At 68.8% G+C, this 23,062-nt stretch carries 13 protein-coding genes; 3 read left to right on the plus strand and 10 right to left on the minus strand.

The window, feature by feature from the left end; all coding sequences use genetic code 11:
* The coding region (locus tag AB0912_RS10745; RefSeq protein ID WP_366697925.1) for a DEAD/DEAH box helicase at positions 1-1,556 on the minus strand (1,556 nt) is incomplete at its 3' end.
* Positions 1,557-2,067: 511 nt separating this feature from the next.
* Positions 2,068-2,271, minus strand: a complete 204-nt coding sequence (locus AB0912_RS10750) for a cold-shock protein (protein WP_315886733.1) — start codon at positions 2,269-2,271, stop codon at positions 2,068-2,070.
* 713 nt (positions 2,272-2,984) lie between these two features.
* Between AB0912_RS10750 and AB0912_RS10755 the strand changes: the two genes are divergently transcribed.
* Complete coding sequence (locus AB0912_RS10755; protein WP_366697927.1) at positions 2,985-4,955, plus strand: Ig-like domain repeat protein; 1,971 nt, start codon at positions 2,985-2,987, stop codon at positions 4,953-4,955.
* A 55-nt stretch (positions 4,956-5,010) separates the two neighbouring features.
* Here AB0912_RS10755 and AB0912_RS10760 read toward each other — a convergent pair whose 3' ends face one another.
* The 6 genes from AB0912_RS10760 to AB0912_RS10785 all read right to left on the minus strand — a co-directional run bounded on the left by AB0912_RS10760 (position 5,011) and on the right by AB0912_RS10785 (position 16,952).
* Positions 5,011-5,775 (minus strand): polysaccharide deacetylase family protein, encoded by a 765-nt coding sequence (locus AB0912_RS10760; RefSeq protein WP_366697929.1) that lies wholly within the window; start codon positions 5,773-5,775, stop codon positions 5,011-5,013.
* Between the two features lie 404 nt (positions 5,776-6,179).
* The gene (locus AB0912_RS10765) at positions 6,180-7,604 is read right to left on the minus strand and encodes a hypothetical protein (RefSeq protein ID WP_366697931.1); all 1,425 of its coding nucleotides are present in this window, start codon (positions 7,602-7,604) and stop codon (positions 6,180-6,182) included.
* On the minus strand, positions 7,601-10,492 hold the full coding sequence (locus tag AB0912_RS10770) for a DUF3962 domain-containing protein (protein ID WP_366697933.1): 2,892 nt from the start codon (positions 10,490-10,492) through the stop codon (positions 7,601-7,603). Before AB0912_RS10770 ends, AB0912_RS10765 begins: the two co-directional genes overlap by 4 nt.
* Positions 10,493-10,500: 8 nt before the next feature.
* Positions 10,501-14,076, minus strand: coding sequence for a signal recognition particle (locus AB0912_RS10775; protein WP_366697935.1), 3,576 nt, complete (start codon positions 14,074-14,076; stop codon positions 10,501-10,503).
* Positions 14,076-15,275, minus strand: coding sequence for a hypothetical protein (locus AB0912_RS10780; RefSeq protein ID WP_366697937.1), 1,200 nt, complete (start codon positions 15,273-15,275; stop codon positions 14,076-14,078). Before AB0912_RS10780 ends, AB0912_RS10775 begins: the two co-directional genes overlap by 1 nt.
* 6 nt (positions 15,276-15,281) lie before the next feature.
* Entirely contained in the window at positions 15,282-16,952 is a 1,671-nt protein-coding gene (locus AB0912_RS10785) for a PD-(D/E)XK nuclease family protein (RefSeq protein ID WP_366697939.1), read from the minus strand.
* Positions 16,953-17,365: 413 nt separating this feature from the next.
* Here AB0912_RS10785 and AB0912_RS10790 point away from each other — a divergent pair, with 413 nt between their 5' ends.
* Together AB0912_RS10790 and AB0912_RS10795 are read left to right on the plus strand one after the other, a co-directional pair.
* Positions 17,366-19,129 (plus strand): N-6 DNA methylase, encoded by a 1,764-nt coding sequence (locus AB0912_RS10790; protein ID WP_366698199.1) that lies wholly within the window; start codon positions 17,366-17,368, stop codon positions 19,127-19,129.
* A gap of 25 nt (positions 19,130-19,154) precedes the next feature.
* On the plus strand, positions 19,155-20,432 hold the full coding sequence (locus AB0912_RS10795; protein WP_366697941.1) for a serine/threonine-protein kinase: 1,278 nt from the start codon (positions 19,155-19,157) through the stop codon (positions 20,430-20,432).
* A 13-nt stretch (positions 20,433-20,445) separates the two neighbouring features.
* On the opposite strand, the gene AB0912_RS10800 is transcribed toward AB0912_RS10795, so the two are convergent.
* The gene (locus AB0912_RS10800; RefSeq protein WP_366697943.1) at positions 20,446-22,419 is read right to left on the minus strand and encodes a hypothetical protein; all 1,974 of its coding nucleotides are present in this window, start codon (positions 22,417-22,419) and stop codon (positions 20,446-20,448) included.
* The gene (locus AB0912_RS10805) at positions 22,412-22,816 is read right to left on the minus strand and encodes a hypothetical protein (protein ID WP_366697945.1); all 405 of its coding nucleotides are present in this window, start codon (positions 22,814-22,816) and stop codon (positions 22,412-22,414) included. Before AB0912_RS10805 ends, AB0912_RS10800 begins: the two co-directional genes overlap by 8 nt.
* Positions 22,817-23,062 lie beyond the last annotated feature (246 nt).

The raw sequence follows: 23,062 nt of genomic DNA on the forward strand, positions 1-23,062 counted from the left end.
TCGGGCGGCTCGGGAGTCCAGAACTTGCGCGCCAGCCATGAGTTAGGCGGAGGTCCGACAGGACGCTTAGCCTGCCAGGGCACCGTCAGCAAGGGGCCACGCGAGGAGGAGCCGGAGGCACCGCGCCGGGGCCGGTCCGAGACGGGCGCGCGGATGACGACCGGCACACCCGAGGGCGCCTGGGCGCCCGTGATGCGGGTCAGTTCCGCCTCGCCCGAACGGACCTGGCTGGTCTGCGGGGTGATCCCGGCGGCCACCATCAGGCGGCTCATGTCACGCCGCTGGTTCGGCGTCACCAGCGTCACGACGCTGCCCGACTCGCCGGCCCGTGCCGTACGGCCGCCGCGGTGCAGGTAGTCCTTGGGGTCGCTCGGCGGGTCGACGTTGACCACCAGGTCGAGCTGGTCGACGTGGATGCCGCGCGCCGCGACGTTGGTCGCCACCAGCACGGTCACGTGCCCGGTCTTGAACTGGGCGAGGGTGCGGGTGCGCTGCGGCTGGGACTTGCCGCCGTGCAGGGCCGCGGCCCGGACACCGCTGTTCAGCAGGTGCTCGGTCAGCCGGTCGACCGCGTGCTTGGTGTCCAGGAACATCAGCACCCGGCCCTCCCGCGCGGCGATCTCGGTGGTCGTACGGTGCTTGTCGGCGCCCTGGACGTGCAGGACGTGGTGCTCCATCGTCGTGACGGCGCCCGCGGACGGGTCGACCGAGTGGACGACCGGGTCGTTCAGGTAGCGGCGGACCAGCAGGTCGACGTTGCGGTCCAGGGTCGCGGAGAACAGCATCCGCTGACCGCCCGGACGCACCTGGTCGAGCAGTTGGGTGACCTGGGGCATGAAGCCCATGTCGGCCATCTGGTCGGCCTCGTCGAGGACGGTGATGTCGACGTCGCCGAGTCCGCAGTCGCCGCGCTCGATGAGGTCCTTGAGACGGCCCGGCGTGGCGACGACGACCTCCGCGCCGTTGCGCAGCGCGGCGGCCTGCCGGCCGATGGACATCCCGCCGACCACGGTCGCGAGCCGCAGCCGCAGGGAGCGGGCGTACGGGGTGAGCGCGTCGGTGACCTGCTGGGCCAGCTCGCGGGTCGGGACGAGGACCAGGGCCAGCGGCTGGCGCGGCTCGGCGCGCCGGCCGGCGGTACGGGCCAGCAGCGCGAGGCCGAAGGCCAGCGTCTTGCCGGAGCCGGTGCGGCCCCGGCCGAGTACGTCACGTCCCGCGAGGGAGTTCGGCAGGGTCGCGGCCTGGATCGGGAAGGGGACGCTGACGCCCTCGTGTCCGAGCGCGGCCAGCAGCGGGGCGGGCAGGGCGAGGTCGGCGAACGCCTCCACGGCCGGCAGAGCGGGCGTGACCGTCACCGGCAGGGCGAACTCGCCCTGGAGGGAGGCCGGCCGGCCCCCGTAGCCCTTCGACCTGCCGGCGCCGCCGGAACGGCCGGAGGAAGCGGAACCACGGCCGGAGGGCGCGGACCCGAAGCGGCTGCCACCACCGCTCCGCCGGGGGCCTGCGCCCTCGGATCGGGTACGGGCGAAACGGTCGTTCGTGCGTGTGCGGTTCATGCGGAACCTTCCTTGAACGGGCGCGTTTCAAGGAATTCCCGCAGCGAATGTGCAGCGCAGAGAATAGCGAGAACGAGCCGAATGAAATACGACACCGAATGGGGTCGTGCATCGGACCGAATGCGGTCCGGGGTGGTGAGTAATGCGGTCGGGATACGTGTCCGGAAATCCGGAACGGTCACGGTCCCGAAGGTGGTGGGGCCGAATCGGCGGCACCGGGCGGAACCACGGGGTGAGGCTGCCGTGGGCGAAACCGGTGGCGGGGCCGGGAAGTGGAGCCTGAGGTGAAGAGGGGAGCCGGGGCGGTGCCACCGGCGGAACCGGGGTTTTCGCGTGCTGTCCCGGTGGTCCCGGCGGATGCGCGCGGTCCCGAGGGGATTCATACCCGCGTTCGGGTCCGGCCACTCGCGGCCGGCGGTCCGGGACGGGCGTCGTCGCCCGTGCCCGGGAAAGCGGCGAGCTGGGGCCCGCACCCAAGGTGCGGGCCCCAGCTTCGCTGTGCGTGCGGGTGTCAGGCGGGAACGATGTTCTCCGCCGTCGGGCCCTTCTGGCCCTGCGCGATGTCGAAGGAGACCTTCTGGCCCTCCTGCAGCTCGCGGAAGCCCTGCGCGGCGATGTTCGAGTAGTGGGCGAAGACGTCGGCGCCGCCGCCGTCCTGCTCGATGAAGCCGAAGCCCTTTTCCGCGTTGAACCACTTCACGGTGCCAGTAGTCATGTCAATTCTCCTTCGGGACGGTGCTCGGAGTCCGCACTGCGCGGATTCCGCGTCGCCGTGATGATTACCCCGCCGGAAAAAGACCGGAGACACAAAAGAACTCCACCAAAGAAGAGGGTGGAAGTCCGTCAAGTTCTTGGGAACCACAACTGCAACTGTTGTCGACAGTAGCACGACGGGAACGGCTGCGGGCGGCGAAAAAAAACCGCGCCGGCCGCCGGTCATCGGCCGATCAAGAAATACTGGCCGCGCCCGCCGTCCATTTCTCATGTGGCGGTCACAGATATTGGCGGGCCCGGGTCGCAGCGTTTCTGCGCGCCCGCTTTCGGGCGCCGCCCACCCGTCAGCCCGCTTCCGACCCGCCCGCCGGCCCGCTTCCGACCCGCCCGCCGACCCTGTCGGCACCCTCCGCCGGCCCCTGTCCGCACCCTCCCCGGCGCCCCGCCCCCGGCCCCGGCGCCCCGGCCCACGCCCCTGGCGCCCCGGCCCTGGCCGCCAGGGCACCGGGCGGCGGGGCACCGGGCGGCCGTATTCCAATCCTCAATTGTCACTCCCATGTCATACGCTGCACCTCAGGCAGCGTCCACACACCCGTCGTGGTGTGAAAACACCCGTCGTGGTGTGCAGGGGGGACGCGCGGCCGTTTTCGTCTCGGCTTCGGTCGCGGCCCGGTGAACACCGGGCGGGCCGTCTTCTGTGGGGGTCACATCACTGTGCGCAGGCGCAGCATCTCGATCGCGACGGCACTCGCGGTCGTCCTTGGTTCCACCGCCCTGGTGGCGGGCGTGGCGGGTCCGGCGGCGGCCGACTCCGCGAAGGTCCTTCCGGTGAAGTCGGTCGGCGACATCGTCGTGGACGGCACCCATCAGCGGGTCTACGTCTCCGACCCGACCGGCGGCAAGATCGTCGTCACCGACTACACGGGCACCGTCCGGGCCACGCTGACCGGGCTCTCCGGGGTGAGCGGCCTCGCGCTCTCGCCCGACTCGGGCCAGGTGTACGCGGCCGTCACCAACGCCCGCCGGATCGTCTCGGTGGAGACGGGCACGTACACCCAGACCGCCAGTTACCCGCTCGGGGCGGCCCCCGGTGACCTGGAGGTGGTGGACGGACGTATCTGGTTCGCCCACGGCACGGACTTCGGTTCGCTCGACATCTCCGGCGCCGAACCCGTCGTCCACCTCGACCAGCGGGGCGACGTCGACTTCTCCGGCGCCTACGGCATGTTCCTGGCCGCGGACCCGGCCGTCCCCGGAGTGCTGGCGGCGGGCAACGGCGGCGACCTCGCCGTCTACGACGTCACGGCCGACGGCGCCACGCTGCGCACCAAGGGCTCGATGGACACCGCCGTGAAGCAGATCGACCTGACGCCCGACGGCCGCCAGGTCCTCACGTCGTGGGGCGACCCGGCCTACGGCTACGGTCTCGGCGCCTACTCGACCACCGACCTCAGCGAGCAGACCGGCTACCCGATCGACTCCTACCCGAACGCGGTGCGGGTCGCGCCCGACGGCACCGTGGCCGGCGGCAGCTTCTCCTGGTACGAGCCGGACGTCCACATCCACCGGCCCGGCGACCCGGTGCCGACGCGGGAGTACGACTTCCCCAACACCGGCAACAGCAGCGGCGCCGACACCCTGGTGGACGGAGCGCTCGCCTGGGCGCCCGACGCCGGCCGGGTCTTCGCCGTCTCGGAGAACACGTACGGCACGTACACCCTGCGCGCCCTGACCGACCCGACCAAGGAGCTGCCGGCCCTCAAGGTGTCGGCTCCCGCGAAGGCGGACCGGGCCAAGAAGCTCACCGTCACCGGCAAGCTGACCTCCAAGACGAGGCTTCCCGCGGGCACCGGCCTGAAGGTGACCCGTACGGACGTCGAGTCGACGGGCGGCAAGGCGCTGGCCGCGGTCAAGACCAAGGCGGACGGCAGCTTCTCCTTCACCGACACCCCGCCCGCCGGCGGCAAGGTCACCTACAAGGTCTCCTACGCGGGCGACGCGACCCACGCCGCCGCCTCCGGCTCGTACGCGGTGGAGGTCTCGCGCAAGGCGACCTCGCTGAGCCTGAACAACAGCGGCAAGGTCTACGCGTACGGCAAGGACGTGTCGTTCACGGCGCACCTCGGCACGACGTACAAGAACCGCACCGTCGCGATCTACGCGGACCCCTACGGCGCCGACAAGCCGAAGAAGCTGCTGAAGACGGCCAAGGTGAACTCCTCGGGGAACGTGTCGGCGACCGTCGACATGAAGCGCGACACCGTCGTGACCGCCGTGTTCACCGGTGACTCGCACTACGCGGCGAAGACCGTGAAGTCGACGGCGTACGCCCAGGTGAAGGTCTCCACCAGCGTCTCCAAGCACTACCGGACGGGCCGGATCGGCTCCCACACGTACTACTACTTCCACAAGAAGACCGACCCGGTCCTCACCACGACGATGAGCTACTACAAGGGCCGCAAGTTCCGCTTCGACCTGGAGGTCTACTACCAGGGCTCGTGGTACGACGCGGGCTCCGAGTACTTCGCCCTGGGGACGAGCGGCAAGACGGCGGTACGCCTGAAGGCCTCGGGCGAGGCCGGCGTCCGGGCCCGCACGCGCGCGTCGTACGTGAACAACTCCTCGGGCGACAACGTCAATTCGACGACGCACGGGGCATGGAAGTACTTCACGTTCACGAACTGAACCGGCAGAGGGGGGCCGGCCTGAGGCCCCCCTCTCCGTACCCATCCCCTCTGGCTCACCGCACGGGAAACCCGAAGGTGTACCCCTGCTGCTTGAGCCAGGGCAGCACCCGGCGGAGGGCTTCGACGGTCTGGGAGCGGTCCCCGCCGGCGTCGTGGAACAGGAGCGTGGGCCCGTTGGGGAGTTCGCGCCGCACGGTGGCGACGATGGCGTCCGCGCCGGGGCGCTCGAAGTCCTTGGTGTCCACGTTCCAGCCGAGCGGGCGCATGCCCCGGGAGGCGGCGAGCTTGCGGCTGTCGGGGGTGAAGGCGCCGCCGGGAGCCCGGTAGTACAGCGGCCGGACGCCCCCGGACGCTTTGGTGATCATGCGTTCGGCGTCGAGGATCTCCCGGGAACGGTAGGCCGGGGACTTCTGGTCCATGGCGGTGTCGTGCGACACGGTGTGGTCGCAGAGCCGGTGCCCGGCGGCGACCACCTTCTTCACGAGGTCGGGGTGGGCCTGCGCCTGCGTCCCCACCATGCAGAAGGTGGCCTTCACCCCGTACTCCCGCAGCACGTCGAGCACTTGGGGGGTCCAGACGGGGTCGGGCCCGTCGTCGATGGTGATGTTGACGCCGTGGGCGCCCCGGTCGGAGGCGTGCGCGATGCTCGTCGCGACGGCCCTGACGGCGGGTTTGGCCGGCGCGGCCGGCTGCGCGGGACCGCCCACGGCATCGGCCTGCGCGCTCCACACCGAGGCACCGACGGCGCACAACGTCACCCCGAGCGCCGCCCCGACCACCTTGCCGTACCAGCCTCGCACCCCACCGTGCCGCGCCATCCCGCCCCGCCTCCACCCGATCCTCACCCCACCGGCCGCGACGCGACCACTGACGATGACGACCCCCGGCTCCCGAGGGCTCCCGCCGTTACGGAGCACGGACAATCCCGGGGGGATTCGGGGACATGCGGCTCGGCGCCCGGGCCGACTGGTCGAGAAGGCGAGTCCTGTGTCACTCGAGCCCCACGGACTGGGACGTGCGACCTGCCGCCGTCCCGGCCGTATGCGACAGGCACGCCGCCGGAGGTTCGCTACCAAGGCTGCCCATTCCGTAGGCGTGGGATCCCACCTCTTGAGCGGCGCACCGGAGCCGTCCTCCAGTGGCGCGGACGCCACCGCGCTTCGTGGGAGTACGGACAGCGGAACTCGGAGGCCGGACTGGGGCGACGTTCCGTTCCTGACCGTCACAGCATGGAGTCGACCAGTCGCCGGGTTCCCTGCGAAGTGTCGTTCCTGCCGGCCGCCCGCCTGTCGCGCATCAAAGTGTGCTGTGTGTCGACCAGCCGAGGTGTCAGCCGCAGGGCGACCTCCTCCACAGGGTGAAGGAGCCCGTCATCACCGAGTTCCGCCCGCCAGACACGGTAGTCCAGCTCGGAATAAGCGGGATTGACACCGATCTCCCCTTTGGGAACAGTCCCGTTGAAGGGCAGCGCGATGCCCATGTGGTTCCAGTAGTTCCACGCCTGGACCGCCTTGTATTCGTCGAAGAAGTGGTAGAAGTCGGGATATCGGTGGAAGCGGCGCAGCTCGCGGTGGATGAGGTGGCCTAGGAGTGGCCCGAAGTACTCCGCGACGTGGTCGAAGTCCCATCGAATGCGATGCCACCGGTCCATGGGCCATTCCGGCCCGAGAAAGCGCGCGGTGGCCAGAAAGCTGATGCGTGCCGTGAGGTGAGCTCGGGCATGGGCGGCGTCGATGCTCGGGTCCACCTGGCCGAGGATCTGCTCGAGGAGGGCGAAGCCGGGACGGAATCGAGCCAGGTCGAAGTGGCCCTCCGTACCGGGAAAGCCTTCGAAGAGCACCTTCTTATAAAGCCAGTTGTTGAACTCGCCTTGCTCCGCCAGCCTCTGGGTGTGGTCGGAGCGTGAGTACAGCATCAGGTACTCCGACAGCGCTTCGAAGTAGACGTAGCCCAGAACCGGGAGCCTGGGGATGGTCTCGGACAGGAGGCGAGGAAACGCTTGGTGTTCCGCGGGTTCCGGGCGTTGGGCGATGGCGGCCGCCAGACTGAGGAAGTCCGCTGAGTTCCTCACGCGATTCACCACCGCTTCGCGTAGTTCGCACTGCTCCTTGGGGCCTAGAAGGTTCTCCAGCTCCCGGTAGTTCCGCAAGTGGATCGACCCCAGCCGGAGGTAGTCGATGCCTACCAGACCGCGGTAGCCGTGGCGCGGCACGGTGATCTCCAGGACCAGGGGGGTCGCGACCTGGCCGGGACGCGGGGAGCGGGCCGCAGAGGCGGGTGCTTCTTTCGTGAGGATGTACGCGGCGAGGTTGTGCATGCGCAGACCCTCTGACGTGGGTGTGAGCGGTGCGCAGTAGAGGCTCCCTACCAGACAGCCGCCCGAGGGCCGAAGAGTGCCGTGGCGCGCGATGAGGTCATACCACGGGGTGACATGGAGCAGATGAAGGGTCGTCCCACGGCGCAGTGATTCGAACATGGTGTTGTGGGCCAGCAGGGCTCCGTTGGGGGCCGCTTCAGCCAGGCGTTCGTTCCACGCCGCTGTCTGTTCGGCCAGCGGGCCGGAGTTGCCGATGAGTCCGGGGCCCGCGGGTGAGGAGTAGGAGACATGGGCGTCGGCCCACATGTCGTGGAGTTCGAGGTTGCTCACGGGGCGATCACTCCTAGGTCGAAGCAGAGCTGCACGGCGCCCTCGTCTTCGTCTGGCTCCGCTGACTGGTCCCGTGTGGTGGGCAGGACGTACTCGGCGGCCTTGCGGGCGAGGTGGAGTGGAAGTGGCAGGGCGAGTAGGGGAGCTCGTCCGGGTGACTGCCGCAGGCGGTGGGTCAGGGCCGCCCACAGCTCAGGGTCGTCACCGGGCAGGCAGCCTGCGATGGTGATCTCCAGGAGGCCGGGGTTCCACGCCGGCCTGTCGGTGTCGATCGTGGAGCCGGTCTTCCCCGCCCTGGTATAGGAGCGGAAGGCCCAGCGTGATGCCATGACGGACACCTTCGTCCCCGGCCCCGCCTTTTCACCGGTGCTGCTGAACACGCGGTTCCGCGGATCACAACCGGGAGGTTTCCACAGGCCGGTGGCGAGGCCGAACCTCTCCCCCTCCTCGCCGTCACTTGTGTTCTGCTCCTTTCGGCCCCACCACTGAGGTGTTTCGGTGTCGGCGTTGTCGCGGACCCGGACCAACCGGAGCTCGGGCCCTTGGAGAGCGATCCGCTGAGCCCGCCGGCCATGAAGCTGGATCGTGTCCGGTTCGATGCGTCCGTTCTGCAGCCACGGCCACAACTGACGGGCGTTCTGAGCGTGGATCAAGAGCAGCGTCGGGCGGTCGCGAAGAGCGAACAGGATTTCCTGGACGGCGTCCGCCACAGCCCTTCTGTGCTGTTCGGTACGGCTGTTCCAGTCCCAGCCTTGTTCGGTGTCGTCACCGCCTTCCATCTCGTCCGGGCCGCCCGTCTCCGTGCCTGGCGGTCCCTCGTCGGGATCGTCCGCTGTCGGCAGTTCGGCCGATTCGGCCAGGCGCATCAGGAGCGTCGGGTACGGGACCCACTCGCCGGTTCTGTTGTCCCAGCCGGTGATTCGTTCTGGAGCGGGCTCGCCGGGACGGACGCGGATAGCGATCGGTACGAGGTCCGCCTGGCGGGTGGGACCGTCCCGGCGGCGCTTGACCAGCCACAGAGCCGTGTACTGCGTGTGCGCGGGGATGGCCGGGCCGAGGCCGTGGTCGGGCACAGGGCGATGGCCGAGCTGGCGGAAGCCGTCCATCCAGCATGCTTCGAGTTTCCTGGCCGTGGACTTCTTCACGTCCACGGGTTTGCCGGTCACCCGGCGAGGATTCACTACGAACTGGGTCACCCGTCCCGCGTCCCCGAAGCCCAGCCTCAGGGCGAACTTGGGGTCGGCGGAGCGCGGGGTGTAGGCGTCCTTGTGGTGGATCTCCAACAGGGCAAGCGACGCAGGACCGCCCGTCCGCGCGTTGGGCAAGTGCCGTACAACCCGTTCGCGGCGGCTCGCGATGGCGGTGTGCAGGGCGCTGGTTTTCCCCTGGTCGCCGGGAGCGAGGTCGAGGCTGTCTGCGAGCCCGCCGATCCGCGTCAGGTGCAGTTCCACCGCCAGCTCGGGTGTCCGCCACGAGAGTGTCTCCCCGTCCGGTCCGGTGACTTCTCCGTCCGGCTTTCGTCCTGGCTCCCCGTCGAGACCGAGCAACGTGGCGAGTGCCTGTACGCCCGCGTCCCGGATGGGCTCGGTGAGCCAGAGGAACTCCACCCGCAGGGGAGCGCCTTCCAGCAGTTCGGCCATTTCCCGACGGCGCGCGGTGGTCTCGCGCGTTTCCGGCTCAAGGGGCTCCTCGTCGTGCTGCTTTGTCTGTCGTCGCACCCTGAAGTAGCGGGTGGCCCGTACCTGGTCCGGCGCCCGGACCAGGCCATCGGGCATGGCATGTTCGAACCACTCGGTGAGCGGCACACGATCGCCAGGCATCAGCCCGGCCTTCACACCATGTGAGCCCATGGGGGCGCTGTGTACCACCGCGGCGCTGACCCCAGCCGTCCCTGTGAGCCAGCCGGTCGGGTCGCCAGTGAGGTCGTCAGGCTTGGGGAGTGGCTGCCGGAGCCGCAACCGGGAGAGCATCCCATCAGGGCCGCCCGCCTCCCAGCGCCGAGCATGGAGGGCGCGGTCGTACCTGAGGCGCCCCACGGAGAAGCGGGCAGAGGCCCAGCTCTCCGGGCAGTCGGTGATCCAAGGAGCGTTCGCAAGCAGGTATACCGAGGTGGCGCGACGAGGGGGAAGGTACAGACCGTTCGTTCCGGTCCGGGTCGCCCAACGCCGGACACCGCACCGTAGATGAACCCGGAACTCCGGTGAGAACGGGACGGTCTGGAGGGACAGCGCCAGCAGTGCCGAGAACCACCATGTCCGTCCGTCGCGGTCCTCGTGTCGGTCGGGCGGCCATGAGATCAGCTCGGCACCCCGATCGGAGGGCCGCCGCGCGACTCCGCGGAACCCCAGGGTCCCGCCGGCGTAGGAGAACGGTTCCAGCCCCAGCGCCAGGTCGGCGAGGGCATCGGGGAGTAGATGGTAAAGGCGCCCGTCCGGCTCCGCAGTACCACCCGGTGTCGGTGTCCGGGACAGCATCGAGACCTCGCGCCGCTCCCAGCGGAGTTCGCCGAGGCGTAACTCGCCGAGCACCTCCCTGACGGCCTGTCGGTGCTCCGGTTCGGGGCGCAGGTCGCGTACCCATGTGTGCATCAGCGTCGAGAAGACGTCCTGGGGCACTGGCCTGCGGGCGTACAGCCATGGCTCGTCATGGGAGACGTCGAGCCATTTCGCCACCGAGACCAATTCGGGGGCCAGCGCCTGAAGGAGGGCGTTGAGGCGTCCGACCGGGACCGCGAGGCAGTCCTCCGGTCGTTTGAGCCCTAAGCGGTAGAGCTCGAGGAGGCGTTTGCGGTGGGGCCGCGGGAAGAACAGCGTGTAGTAGGGGGCGGTCCACTCGGCGCCCGGGACGGGTACATAGCCGGCGAGTCTGATGGTGTCGTAGCGGATCACGGGGCTCCTCAGGCGGCGCGGCGTTGCGCGTCCGGCCGGTAGGGGGGGATGTTCTTGAGCGCCAGGTAGAGGGGCTCATAGAGGGTCTGTACCAACTGCCGGTCGGCTAGAGAGATCGGCCCGTCGTCGTCGAAATATGGGTCCAGGACGTGGACCATGCTGGCGAGCAGTCCGGTACGGAAGGTGTCGGAGCCCCGGCCGGCGGCCTCGCGTTCGGCGAACCGGGAGTCCACGAAGACCACCCGCGCCGGGACACCGCCCCGCACCAACCGTCCGATCACCTGCCACATCACGACCAGCCGATCCCACGTGAAGGCCGCCTTGTCCTCGTCGTTCAGGTGTCGCCAGGCCATCTTCCGGGTGAGCAGGTGACGCCACCGGATGCGCGCCTCCCGGCGGAAAGCCCGTCCGGCCGCGTTGAGGTCCGGAGCCGAGGAAACCAACTCGTTGAAACCGCCGTCGGCCATCAGGCGCGTCACCCAGTTGTTGATGCCTTGGACAGCCAGGCCGATGTCATGCGGACGGGGGTGAGGCCGAGCCAGAAAGAAGACCGAGCCGATAGCTGCCTGACCTGCGTCGTTCAGGATGTTGTGCCCGCGTTCCACGGACATCAGCGGCGCAATGAGGATCTCGGCGTCCATGGCTCCGAAGGCGGAGACGTCACCGCGCCGCAAGGTACCGGGTTCGGTGACTGCCACAGGGTCTCCGGGCGTGGCACCGCCGAAGGAGACTTCCAGTTCGGCGTCGTCCGCGACCAGTCGGCACACCTTTCCCTTCCAGCGGGGAATGGCGTTGAGGAGCTGAAAGCCTCGGCGGGCCTCCTCGTACGAGCCGACGAGCACTAGCAGACGCTTCCGTTTGGCGTTGCCGATGAGGTTCAGCTCTTGTTCGAAGTCGCTCTGGAGTTGGCCCTCCCGAGGCCTGGCGAGGCCGTCGAGCATCAGCTCCAGAACCTTGGGCCGCCTGTCCGGCCGCATGCCGGACAGGTGCAGAGGTTTCCCGTCCGGACCGGGGACGAAGACTTTACGGAAGGAGGTGCGGCGCAGCGCACCGCGCTCTTTGGGGGAGGACTTCAGGACGGCACGGACCGGTGCCAGTACATGTGCGCCCGCCGCGGTGCCCGCCCAACTGGTTCCCGACATCAGGAGGACGTGGGTAGACGGGCCGTCGTCGAGCGAAGCCACCTCGTGCAGTCCGGTCACCAGCGAGCGTCCCACTCCGGCGCAGCGAAAGAAGCGGAGCACGGCGCTGCCTGGCGTCGGCATGGCGTCCGGCTCCTCGGTGAGGAACTGGAATCCGAGGATGTTACCCATCGGTGATTCCGGTACGAGGGGACCGTAGTCGAGCGGAGGGCGCCGGGAGAGCTGATTGTCCGTCGACTCCAGATTGAGCGCGGCTTCCACCGTCGGCCACAGCTCAGTGAGGACGTCGAGGCGCTGCTGGAGCACTCCGAGCAGCAGGGTGAATTCGAAGCGGAGTGTCTTGTCGAAGAGTTCATCGGCGGATCCACCGGTGATCCCAGAGAGTCGCCTCAGCTCGGCTCTTGACCTGGCCCGAGTACGGTCCTCGTCCAGTGTGTGCAGCAGATCGTGGGTGAGACTCACCAGATCGGTCAGTTCGGGATTGTCCGAGTGATCGCCTCCGAGTGGGTCGTCGCGGAATGCATCCAGTACCTCCATGACCGCGGCTCGCCGCATGTCGCGCGGGTCCGTCGGCTTCTCGTTCTCTTCGGATTCCCGGGTGCCGGCCCCGTGTTCAGGGCTGTCGGAGTCATCTTCGGCGGGGAAATCTTCCTCGAACTCGTCGCCGGGTCCGTCGTCCTCATCCGGTCCGTCGGGAGCGGGGCGGTCTCGGAACCAGTCTTCGACCAGCTTCTGTTGGAGCGTCCAGGTGCTGAAGTAGTCGGCCTGCACCCAGGCGCGGAGCCTGGGGTGGCGCATCAGCATCGAGTACAGCCGGTTGGTGGCGGCGATCGACGCGGTCAGGGAGGAGGACCAGCGGTCCACGTCCGCGTCCAACAGCTGTAGGCGTCCGTTCCGAGCGAACTCGTCGGTCGTGTGGGCTTGTAGTTCGTCGAGCCATGAGTCCGGGGAGCGCCCGACGAGGGTGGCGGACGGCACGAACATCGAGTCGAGCTGCATCTGTACGCGGTCTGCCTCGTCCACGATGATCAGGTCACTGCGGACGCACGCGAGTTCCAGGAACCGGGCGCGCTCTCGGTTCTGATGCCTGGGTGTCAACCCGTAGATGAGGCTGGCGGGGTTGGCGACCCAGATGTCCGCGTCGACCAAGTCGTGGGCGCCGCGCTGCCGGGGGCACCCCGCCCACAGGGGGCAGCCGCGTGCGGTGTCGGGCCGGCCGGTGTTCGTTGTGTCGGAACCCTCGGCGGTGGGGCCGGTAGGCGGTGCCGTGAACGGCGCGTCCGTCTCATTCCGTCCCGATGTGGCTGTCCGAGGGTCCGCCGGATACAGGTGAGTGCAGGGCGACTCAAGGATGTCCAAGGGCTGGAGCGCCTCAGTACCGCGCAGGGCGTCGAGCGGACAGGCGGTGCTCAGATAGGTGAAGTGTTTGGCCGCGTGGCTGAGCAGGGACACCGCGCCCGCACCGGCGAGTCTGCGGTGCATGCGCTGGGCGTTCCGGGCTCGGGTGGAGGCCCCCAGCACGGGGGCTACCTGCAGCCCCAGCGCGCCGAAGAGCGCCACCAGGGTCAACTGTTCGGCGACGTCTCCGACGACGATGGTCACCTTGCGGCCCTGCTGAACGGCTTGGACGGTGAGCACGTCCCGCAGTGTGCTCTTACCCGCGCCGACCATGCCCACGAGGTGGAAGAGGCCGGTGATGGACAGCTTCCGGCTCGGCCGGTAGGCCGTCCCTCCGGAGTCGAGTACGTCCAGTTCGATTCGCAACACCCGGTTGCGCCAGGTCTTCCGGGGGTCGGTGATCCCCAGTCGCCCGTCCATCCACTCGGCGGTCGCCAGTAGTTCGTCCCAGGTCGTCTCAATCGAATGCCCCGCCTTGGGCGGGGGCAGGAGACTGTGCGGCCGGACGGCGCCCACCGGCAGGTGTTCGGGCAACCGGATGGATGTGAGGAGCTTGCCCTGCGGGAAACGGTACGACCTTCCCGGCTTGGCGATCTTCAGCTCCTGCCTGCGGTGGAAGCGGGGGGCTGATGTGAGTGCCTGTTCGTAGACCTGCCAGCGTTCGGAGGCGATCGACACGTCCTCCCTCCGGGCGGCGGTGTCGAGGTCGGTGATCTGGTAGCCGCGCACTTCGGCGGGGAAAGACGCGTACTGCCGTAGTGCGCGTTCCCAGGTGCGGCGGCGCCGGAGCATCCAAAGCAGGTGCCGGGCGACTCGGAGCATCCTCTCCCGTTCCGGTGTCCGGTCCTTGACCAGTGCGAAGGGGTAGCCACCGAGCACGGTCCACGCCGCGATGGCCGGCTCCCCGGGGCAGAGGCGCTCCAGCAGATAGAGCCCCAGTTCCACGCGGCACAGGCGGGCGGCGCGGATCGGGGCGCCGTCCCTCGGCCAGGCTGCACGGATGCGGGTGGCGGTATTGGCGAACCAGGAATTGCGATCACGCATCAGAACAGTCCCTCCATCGCTTCACCGTCCGGAGCCGAGGCCGTCTCCGCGTTCCGGGGGCTGGGACCGGTGGGCCCGATGAATTGCCGCGTGGTGCGGAGTAGTTCCCTGTCGGTCATGAGCTCCAGCGACGTGGACGACCGATAGCGCTCGAAGACAGTGCGGAAGTCGGGGTGATCGCGTAGCCGGGTGGCCGGCACCACCCACACACAGCGGTCATACGGCGGGTCGGGCGGCGGCGGAACGGCCCGGCGCCCCAGCAGGGCCGGACTCGCCCAGTCCTTGTATTCAATCGCCAGGGTCGCTCTGTCGGGGAACCGCACGCGCATGCTGTAGGAGCCGAAGCCGGGCCACAGCTCGACGTCCGCCCCGACGTCCGTCAGCCGACGGGCCAGCCGCGTCTCCAGGACGCCGGGCGCCGATACCCACTGGCGAAGCGGACGGATCAGGAGTTGGATGCCGCCGCCGTCGTCGGCCCGATACTCGCGCCCGTGGCGGACTGTGCCTAGATCGCGGCACCGTCCCTGCTCGCACCACAGCCCGCCCACCGTCGTGGGGTGCAGCAGAGTGTGGCAGCGCGCGCAGGCGGTGTAGCTCTGTCGTTTTCGGTCGAGATAACCGGCCGGTGCCGGCTGGTAGACGTCATACAGCAGGTCTCCGAGGAACCCCAGGTCGTTGTCCGCAGCCGCGGGGAGGGTGCTCAGTTCGCGGTGGGTGAGCACAGGACGTCGCACCAGCAGTAGGCGGAAGGCCCGGTATGCCTCGGGGTAGTTCTCCTCCCGGCAGCGCTGGGAGACGACGGTCATGTAGCGCTGTTCGGAGTGTCGAGCGGCGGAGTCCTCCGCGTCCACGGCCCATTCGTAGCAGAGTTGAGTCGGCAGGTGAGTGGCCTCGTCCAGGAGCAGGGCCTCGGGGGGCACCACATCAGGCGGCAGTGTGACAGGCCAGCGGTCCACCGGGCGCTTGGCCGCCCATTCGACGAGTTCGGGCAGGCTCTCCGGAGGCCGTGCTTTGAGCACCAGGCAGGTGAGGACCGTATTGTTCAGGGCGCGCTGCGCCTCCTCGGGATAGGGCAGGGCGGACGTCTTCAGATTGCCGATTTCGCTGAGGCGGACCAGGGCGGTGGCGACGCTCCGGAGCAGGAGGACGCCATCCACCTCCGACCACAGGGCCGCGCGGACTGACCGGTCGGGACTCATCTCATCTCAGCCTTTCGTGGCGTCGGACGAGGCGGAACGACACCAGACGGCCATCTCGCAGGCCCGGCAGTGCGGGCCCGGGCGGGCGGGGGCGGTGGTGTCCACATGCCACTCAGCGGTCAGGGAACGGACGACCTGGCGTGCTTCGGCGCGTACCTCGGTGTCGAGGGGGTCAATGATGGTGAGCTGGGCGCCACGCGGTCCCAGGACTTCCAGCTCCACCCGTGCGGCGGAGACGTCCTCGCCCATGATGGAGCTGGTGCTGAGCAGGACGGCTAGCGCGAGTTGAGGCCGCCTGCGTAGGCAATCGGCTTCCACGGGTGGATCCCGACGGGCGTCAGTCTTCGTCTCCCGATAGACCCAGGAGCGCCCATCCCGGTAGAGCATGTCCGTCTTGGCGAGCACTACGACGTCGGCGGCGGTGTCGTGCACCACGAGGGTTCGTTCGTGAACTACCTCGGTGACGGTGGACAGCTTGGACGGGCAGTAGCGGGCGTGTGCGGCGACCATTCGCGCTCCGAGGTCCGCCTGCTCTCGCGGGACCGTCCAGCGTCCTGCCGACCAGGAGGACCGGCCGTCGGGGGCGTCGTCGGGGAGGCAGGCGATTCCCGGGTGCGCCTCGTGGCGCTGTTGGATCCAGGTGTGTACGGCGTGGCCGCGGATGACGTGCGGAGTCAGTGCCCGGTTCTCCCGATCCGGTAGCCGGAGCCTGCGGAGGCGCTCCCGGGCGGGACAGCCCTCGTCGCGGTCCGGCCGACCGACGTACGAGCGCCCGTTGGTGACCGACCACGTACGGCGCGGCCGGCTGCGGTCCTCGATGCCCAGCACGCCATCGAGGCGGCTCAGTGCGGGGCAGCCGGAAATGTACTTGCAGTCCGCGCAGTCGTGGCCGGGAACGAAGGTGTCAGCGGAGACGGCGGCGGTCAGTCCGGGAAGGCCGTAGGCCGCGTAGCGCCGCGCCACGTCCTCGGCGCTTTCGGAGAGCACCTGGTGACGCTGGCCGTCGAGGCAGCTCACTTCGGTGATCCTCACCTCTTCGGGCTGTCGCCAGGCCGCCTTACCCACATCCCACACGGGTTGTGCTTCGTCGCTCCAGTGGAATCGGTCCGGTAATCGGTGTGGTTCACCACGGGCCACGACCTGCGCGGCCGCCGCCAGGTCGGCCCGCTCGGCCTGCCTGATGAGTTCGGCGGCTTCCCGCTCAGGCTCGCGCAGCTCTCCGACGACCGGCACGCACAGTTCCCGCACCCGCCCGTCGGCTGAGGCGTACGGGCGGCCCCAGACACACTGCTCGTAGCGCTTGGCGCCGCGGCTGTCGGGTCTTCTGAGCCGGGTAACGAGCACCCAGGAGTAGGGGACCGGGCGAAGATCCGGCGTGCTGTTCTCCAGGTAGCGGTCGAGCGCGAAGCGGGTCCATGCGGCCAACCCCGGATCAGCCTCAGGCCGCTCCCGGGTGGCCGCCAGGGCTTGCTGGAGCGCTTCCTGGGGCTCGACATCCTTGTACTCGATCAGGTCGAGCGCGTCTCCGAGCGGACCGAGGTTGAAACCCTCTCGCGGATCGGCCTTGTAAGTGGGAAGCGGGCCCGGTGCCAGCTTGATCCCGGTTCGGATCTTGAGTGCCCCTTTGTAAGGGCAACTGCCGCGGCGGTCCGGGCGGAGGAAGGACCCCGCGAACACGCGGATCAGTCCGCTGGTCCAAGTGCTCTCCGGCGGTGGCGTCCATGCAGGCATGCGATCTCCATGGCATCGACCTCGATGGGCTCACCATGGGAGCATGGTTTGTGAAGTGAGTCAACACACTCTTTCTGGTGACTTGCATTAACGAATCTGTTCCATATGATCCTCGGAAGGTGTCGTGCGAGGAGGTCACCATGACGAGCGGAGCCACGGTCAACGCTGCCGAGATCGCCCGTATCGCCGGGGTCGGGCCGGCGGCAGTGAGCAACTGGCGCCGGAGGTATGCGGAGTTTCCCACCCCAGTCGGAGGTACGGCGGCCAGTCCGCAGTTCTCCCTCTCGGAAATCGTGGGTTGGCTCAAAGCTCACGACCGGCCAGTGCACCTCTCACCAGCCGACGAGGTGTGGCGGGCCATGGAGGCTCTACGGGACCCGGGGCGCCCTGGCGGAATACTGGCCGCGGTCGGGTCTCGCCTGCTAGGTGAGGAGCAGCCCGCGCACTCCGGCCGAGCGAGGGCGGGGTTCGCCAGCCTGCCCCCGGAACTGGGTGTTCATGTCGATCGACTCAGGGATCGGCTTGGTGCGGCCGAGGCGTTCGAAGTGCTGTTCAGTCGTTGGGCGGAGGAACACGCCCGCCAGGTGGAGGTGACGCCCGCCCCCGTGGCGTCGCTCATGTGCGCACTGGTCGGCTCCGCAGGCACTGCGGCCCCCAACTCCGTGCTGGATCCCGCGTGCGGTACAGGCGGCCTGCTCCTCGAAGCTGCGAAGAACGGCGCCGCCTGCCTGCTCGGCCAGGAAACCCAGCCCGATCTCGCCGAGATCACTAACGTGCGGTTGCGGCTCCACGGATATCACGATGTCAACGTGGCCACGGGTGATTCACTCTTGGGGAACGTCCATGCTGCCGAGCGGGTAGGCGGAGTCGTCTGCAACCTTCCATTTGGCCAACGGGACTGGGGCCGGTCTGAGCTGGGATACGACACTCGCTGGACTTACGGTCTACCGCCGAAGGGAGAGTCCGAACTCGCTTGGGTCCAACACGCTCTGGCTCATCTGGACGACGGCGGCAGGGCAGTCCTTCTGATGCCCGCGGCAGCGGCCTCCAGGTCCTCGGGCCGTCGCATCCGAGCCGAGTTGGTGCGGCGCGGCACACTGCGAGCGGTCGTGGCCCTGCCTTCCGGGTCCGCCTCAGCCCACACTTTCGGGGCCCATCTCTGGGTGGTTCAGCCGTGCGACGAGCCGTTCTCTCACGACGTGCTTTTCGTCGACACCGGGTTGTTGCCCGAAGCGGCACCGGCGGGCCGCACCGCCAGTACGGACTGGGAGGCCGTGCACACCGCCGTCTCCGCCGCGTGGCGGTGTTTCCAGGAGGGAGCGGCACTCGAACCCTCTTTCTGTAGCGCGGTTCCCATCACAGACCTCCTCGACGAGGAGGTGGACGTCACTCCCTCGCGGCACGTCCGTACCTTTCCCGGCGACGCCGTGGACTTGGTGGCGCTGGAGGAGGATCGAAACCGCTGGCGCCAGACGTTGGCCGGCTTGGCGGACCGTCTTCCCGCTGTGAGAGAAGTGCCGTTGGCCGCCCCGCAGGTACTCGTCCCGCTGGAGGACCTCATCCGCTCCGGTGCCCTGCGGATGTGGCGCGGGTCCTCCAGCAGGGAAGCGCCGGAGGAGACGGTGTCGCAGGTCCCATTGGTCAGCTTGAACGACGGGCTGTCCCGTATCCCGCCCAGCCGCCAGACCTACGTCACGGAGGCCGAGCGTCTCCGCGAGGGAGACGTCCTCGTGTTCGCCGGCTCGCCGCAGGGCGCGCGCCCCGCCGACCAGCGGGAGTACGGCGCGGCGGTCGGCCAGGGCATCACCGTGCTGCGTCCCGAACGAGAGTCTCTGGATTCGTGGTTCCTGGCTGGGGCGTTGACCGGGGGGCCTGGTGTCGGACGCTCCGGTACCACCACGGGGGCCACTGGACGGCCGAGCCGGCTCGACCCGGGGCGCCTCTTCCTCCCGGTCCGGGAGCTGGACGAACAGCGTCGGATCGGCCGGGCCTTCCAGGACATCGCACGGTTCGACGAAGTCTTGGACGAGGTCGCCGACCGTGGCCACCGTATCGCCCGCCATCTTGCGGACGCGCTGGCTGCCGGGCTGGCGGGCCCGGTTAACGACGACAGGCGGGGCTGAGATGCCCTGGGGAGAGGCCGACGGCATGCTCGAGATCCAAGCGGGTCGCGTCCTTCGCTCCCGCTACCGGCTGGACGGGCCTCTTCGTACCGGGGGCATGGGGATGGTCTGGCGGGCGTACGACTTGCGGCTCAGCCGTGTGGTCGCGGTGAAGTTCGCTAACCCCGCAGCGGCTTTAACAACCCAGGGGAGGGACGAGATGCTCAAGCGCTTCCAGCAGGAAGCCGGGGTGATGGCGCGGTTCACGAACGTAGGGGTGCCCGCCGTTCACGATTTCGGCGACGATCAGGGCCACCTCTATCTTGTTATGGAACTGATCCAGGGTGCGACCCTCGAGGAGCTGATGGATGAGTGCGGAATGTTCGAACTCGCCGTCGTGGCCAGCGTCATCGTGCCCATCTGTGACGTCCTCGCGGCAGCTCATCGCGCGGGTATCGTGCACCGTGACCTGAAGCCCTCCAACGTGATGATCTCCGAGCTGGGCTACACCAAAGTTCTGGACTTCGGTATCGCCCGGGTGACGGGAGCCCCTGATGACACCCGGCTCACCAGAACGGGCCGGAGCCCGGGCAGCCCCGCCTACATGTCACCAGAGCAGTACAGGGGTGAGGAGGTCACCGGGCGGTCCGACCTCTACACCTTGGGCTGCGTGCTGTACGAGATGCTCGCGGGGCGTGCCGTCTTCCCCCGAGACGACGAGTTCGTGCTCCGCCACATGCACACCACCGTCACGCCCGACGCGTTGAGCGTGCTCCGGGATGGAATTCCGGAGGAGGTACTGGATCTCGTCAACCGGCTGCTTGCCAAGGATCCTGCGGACCGGCCCGCCACCGCCGACGAGGTGAACAGGGTTCTCCGCCCCTATCTGCCCGTGAGAGGCGACGGCCCGCCGGTCGACTACATCTCGCCCGACCCCACTCGACCCTTCCGTGAACCGTTCGCGCCCGAGGACGTGCCGCTGATCGGCCCGCGCGTGGAGTTGCCCGCTTCCGCATCGCAGACGTATCGGCCGCGGGCCGACGCCAAGGACCTCCATCACGAAGTACGGCGCCTGCTCACGAACGACCCGGCTAAGGCGGTCGACTTGCTCGCCGAACGCCTGCCGGACCTCGGTGAGCAGTACGGCCTCCGAGCTCGTGAAGTACTCGACCTTCGCTTCGATCTGGCCGAGGCACTGCTCGCCCAAGCCGACCGCGAGGCGGCCAGGGGCGTCTACACAGAGATCCAACGGGACACCGTCGGCGTGGATGGTCTGGAGGTGTACCGGTCCCGGGCGGAGGAGGGGCTCGCTCGATGCGACTGAGGTGGCCGAGTGGTCACGACTCCGCCACCGCGGCTTCCGCTCGTTCCTCGAACCGGTCTGCCCAAGCCGCGACCCTGCGGCTGACCCGGTCGAGGGTGTCCCGTACCTCTCTCACCTGGGATGGATCCCAGCCCTCCTGTGAGACGAAGCTCGGGCCCCCCTCCTCCGCGGGCACACCCGCCATCCCGTCCACCTCCTTGCGTAGGCTGTCGACGGTCTCCCGTACGCACGCCCAGCTCGTGGCGGCAGCTTTGACACCCACCTGGGCGTTCTCGAGCGGCACCGGCCCGCCGCTGTACGTGTGGCGAACCAAAGCATCGGTGAGATCCCGTGGCCGGCCCTCGGCCGTGACCAGAGGCTTGCCGCTCTCGTCCACTTCACGGAGCCGTTCCCCTGCCCGTCCCGCCCGGATGATCTCGTAGGACTGGAGGATGCCACGCCGACGGGACAGCATGGCCCGCAGCACCGTCGCGGCACCCCGGTCGTCCTCGTCCTCCCCACCTCCGAAGACCTCGCGCTGCAGGGCCATTGGCTCGGCCATCGCCATGTAGTACGCGGCCTTCACCACGAGTTCGGTCTGCGCGGGGCCGAGTCGGCCGCTGTAACCGAGGCCCTGGTCCGCCTCGGCCAGGGCCGCGTCGCGCAGCTCCTCCAGAGTGCGGCCGCTCTTCCCGGCTCCCTCCAACCGCTCTGCGGCCGATAGGTCCTCGATCTCCGGCAGCCGGTACGCGCGCTGGAGCACCGCACGACGTGGACGGACGAACTTTGCGTCATCACTCCCGGTGCGCACGGGCCGAAGGATCAGCTCCACGACGACGTCGACGCGTTCTTCCCGCTTCGGCCGCTGCTTGGCGGTGAGGGACCGGATGCCCTCGTTGACCCTTCGCGCGGTCCTGACCCCTCCGCCCAACAGGGAACGGACGATCTCTCCCGCGCGGACGTCCGGTTCGGCACTCAGCCCAGCCGCCTCCACCTCTTCTCGGGAGATCGTGCCGGCGAACCAACCCTTTTCGATTTCCGTGATGTGGGCCACGCCGGACCGCCCCGGCTCGGCGAGGCTGTCGAGGACGGCGTCCGCCTTAGCCTCGTTCTCCACGGCGGGCCCGTAGGGACGCGGGGGACGGATGTGAGTGAGGCCGATAAAGTTGCGTACCGCCGTGTGGAATGCTTGGTCGGCTTGCGTGTTGGGCCGGAACCCCACAATCACACGGGCGGGGACACTGAGGGCGCGAACCTTGCGGCGCTCGCTCTCCGTCAGTCCTTGCCACCCCTGCTTCCGCACTAGTCGAGCCCAGCGGCTGATCTCAGCGCGAAGTTTCCGGTCATCGGCGCCCCACTCGTACGCGATCTTTGACGGTTCGTAGTCAAGAAGCTCGTGGACCGCGCTGATCCGGCTCGATCCGTCGGCCGCGATGAGCAGCGCGCAGTCGGGGTGGCTGTTCTCGTGAACGACGGTCAAGGGAACCACGGTCAGTGGTTGGAGGACGCCCTCGACGGCGATGTCTTGGACCAGAGGGTTGTCCTTGAGAAGTCGGCTCTTCGCTCCTTCCAGACGTTGAGCGATTCCGGAGGGTGTCTCGACACGCATTTCCAACTCCGCCGTGCCGTACGGGGTCGACCTGGGTTCGATCATCATCGGTCGCCGTGGCCCTGAGGCCGCCAGCGCGTACTGACGATGCCCGTACTCCCGGGGGTTGGCGGGGTGGGGCAGCACGGTCGCCGACCACAGTCGCGTCTCCGCGATCAGCAGGGTGCCGCCCTGCACTCGCAGTTCGGCAGGGTCCGCGAGCCTCCGCCGCAGGTCGTCTGGCCGCACTGCGGCCCGGGACATCGCCCGCACCCCACCCTCTGTGAGCCCCTGCCCGCGCAGAGCCTCGGCGAGATTGTCGACTGCCGCCGTACGGGGCAGCGTCCACAGGGCGGGTTGCCAGCCTGGGACCGCTTCCTCCTCCACTGATTCCTTCAAGGGCGCGGAGTCGTCAACCACTTGTGATGACCTCCGTGATGCGGTCTACCAGGCGCAGCGCCCGTGTCGCCTGCTTGCGGTTCTCGTGCGTGGACGGCGGGTTGCCTGGGGCGCGCGTGAGCTGTGCGGCGAACTCGCTGAGAGCCGCTCGGACCTGATACCACTCCTCCAGGGTGAGCGAGACGTTATACAGCCGCTCGCCGTGGACGTTGATGACGTCGCAGTGTTCGTCGCGTTCCGCGATGGCCGCCCATCGTGCCGCCACACGGCCGAGAGTGACCACCGAGCGGTTGTCTTCCGGGATCTCGGGGGCATCCACGGCCCGGCAATCCTGCGCCGCCTGGTGCAGCACGGTGGCGACGAGGCTGACCTGCGCCTGGTCGAGGGGAATGAAGAAGTTGTTGCTCGTTTCGGTCACGGGACCGCACTCCGCTGGGTCGGCCGATATCTCATCGGTGATGGCGCCTGGCTTGCCCGGCCACGGGTGCGTCGGGCAGAGCGAGAGAGCGCGGGCGTACCCGACCGTCGACCTCCACCCGTGTCGGCCTGCGGCGGAAAGAACTCCGTAGACCTCTGGTGCCGCTCGGGCCGCACACCATCCGGCCCTGGGGAGAAGGCGGTGAGCAGCCTCATTCCCGAGGAGCGCGGCGAGGCGACACGACGA

Source organism: Streptomyces sp. NPDC007084 (assembly GCF_040703595.1).
GTDB lineage: Bacteria > Actinomycetota > Actinomycetes > Streptomycetales > Streptomycetaceae > Streptomyces.

Bases quoted from the DNA above. Each gene is read 5' to 3' on its own strand.
- AB0912_RS10750 (WP_315886733.1), bottom strand. From the start codon at position 2,271: ATGACTACTGGCACCGTGAAGTGGTTCAACGCGGAAAAGGGCTTCGGC.
- AB0912_RS10760 (WP_366697929.1), bottom strand. From the start codon at position 5,775: ATGGCGCGGCACGGTGGGGTGCGAGGCTGGTACGGCAAGGTGGTCGGG.
- AB0912_RS10775 (WP_366697935.1), bottom strand. From the start codon at position 14,076: ATGCGTGATCGCAATTCCTGGTTCGCCAATACCGCCACCCGCATCCGT.
- AB0912_RS10780 (WP_366697937.1), bottom strand. From the start codon at position 15,275: ATGAGTCCCGACCGGTCAGTCCGCGCGGCCCTGTGGTCGGAGGTGGAT.
- AB0912_RS10790 (WP_366698199.1), top strand. From the start codon at position 17,366: ATGGAGGCTCTACGGGACCCGGGGCGCCCTGGCGGAATACTGGCCGCG.
- AB0912_RS10795 (WP_366697941.1), top strand. From the start codon at position 19,155: ATGCTCGAGATCCAAGCGGGTCGCGTCCTTCGCTCCCGCTACCGGCTG.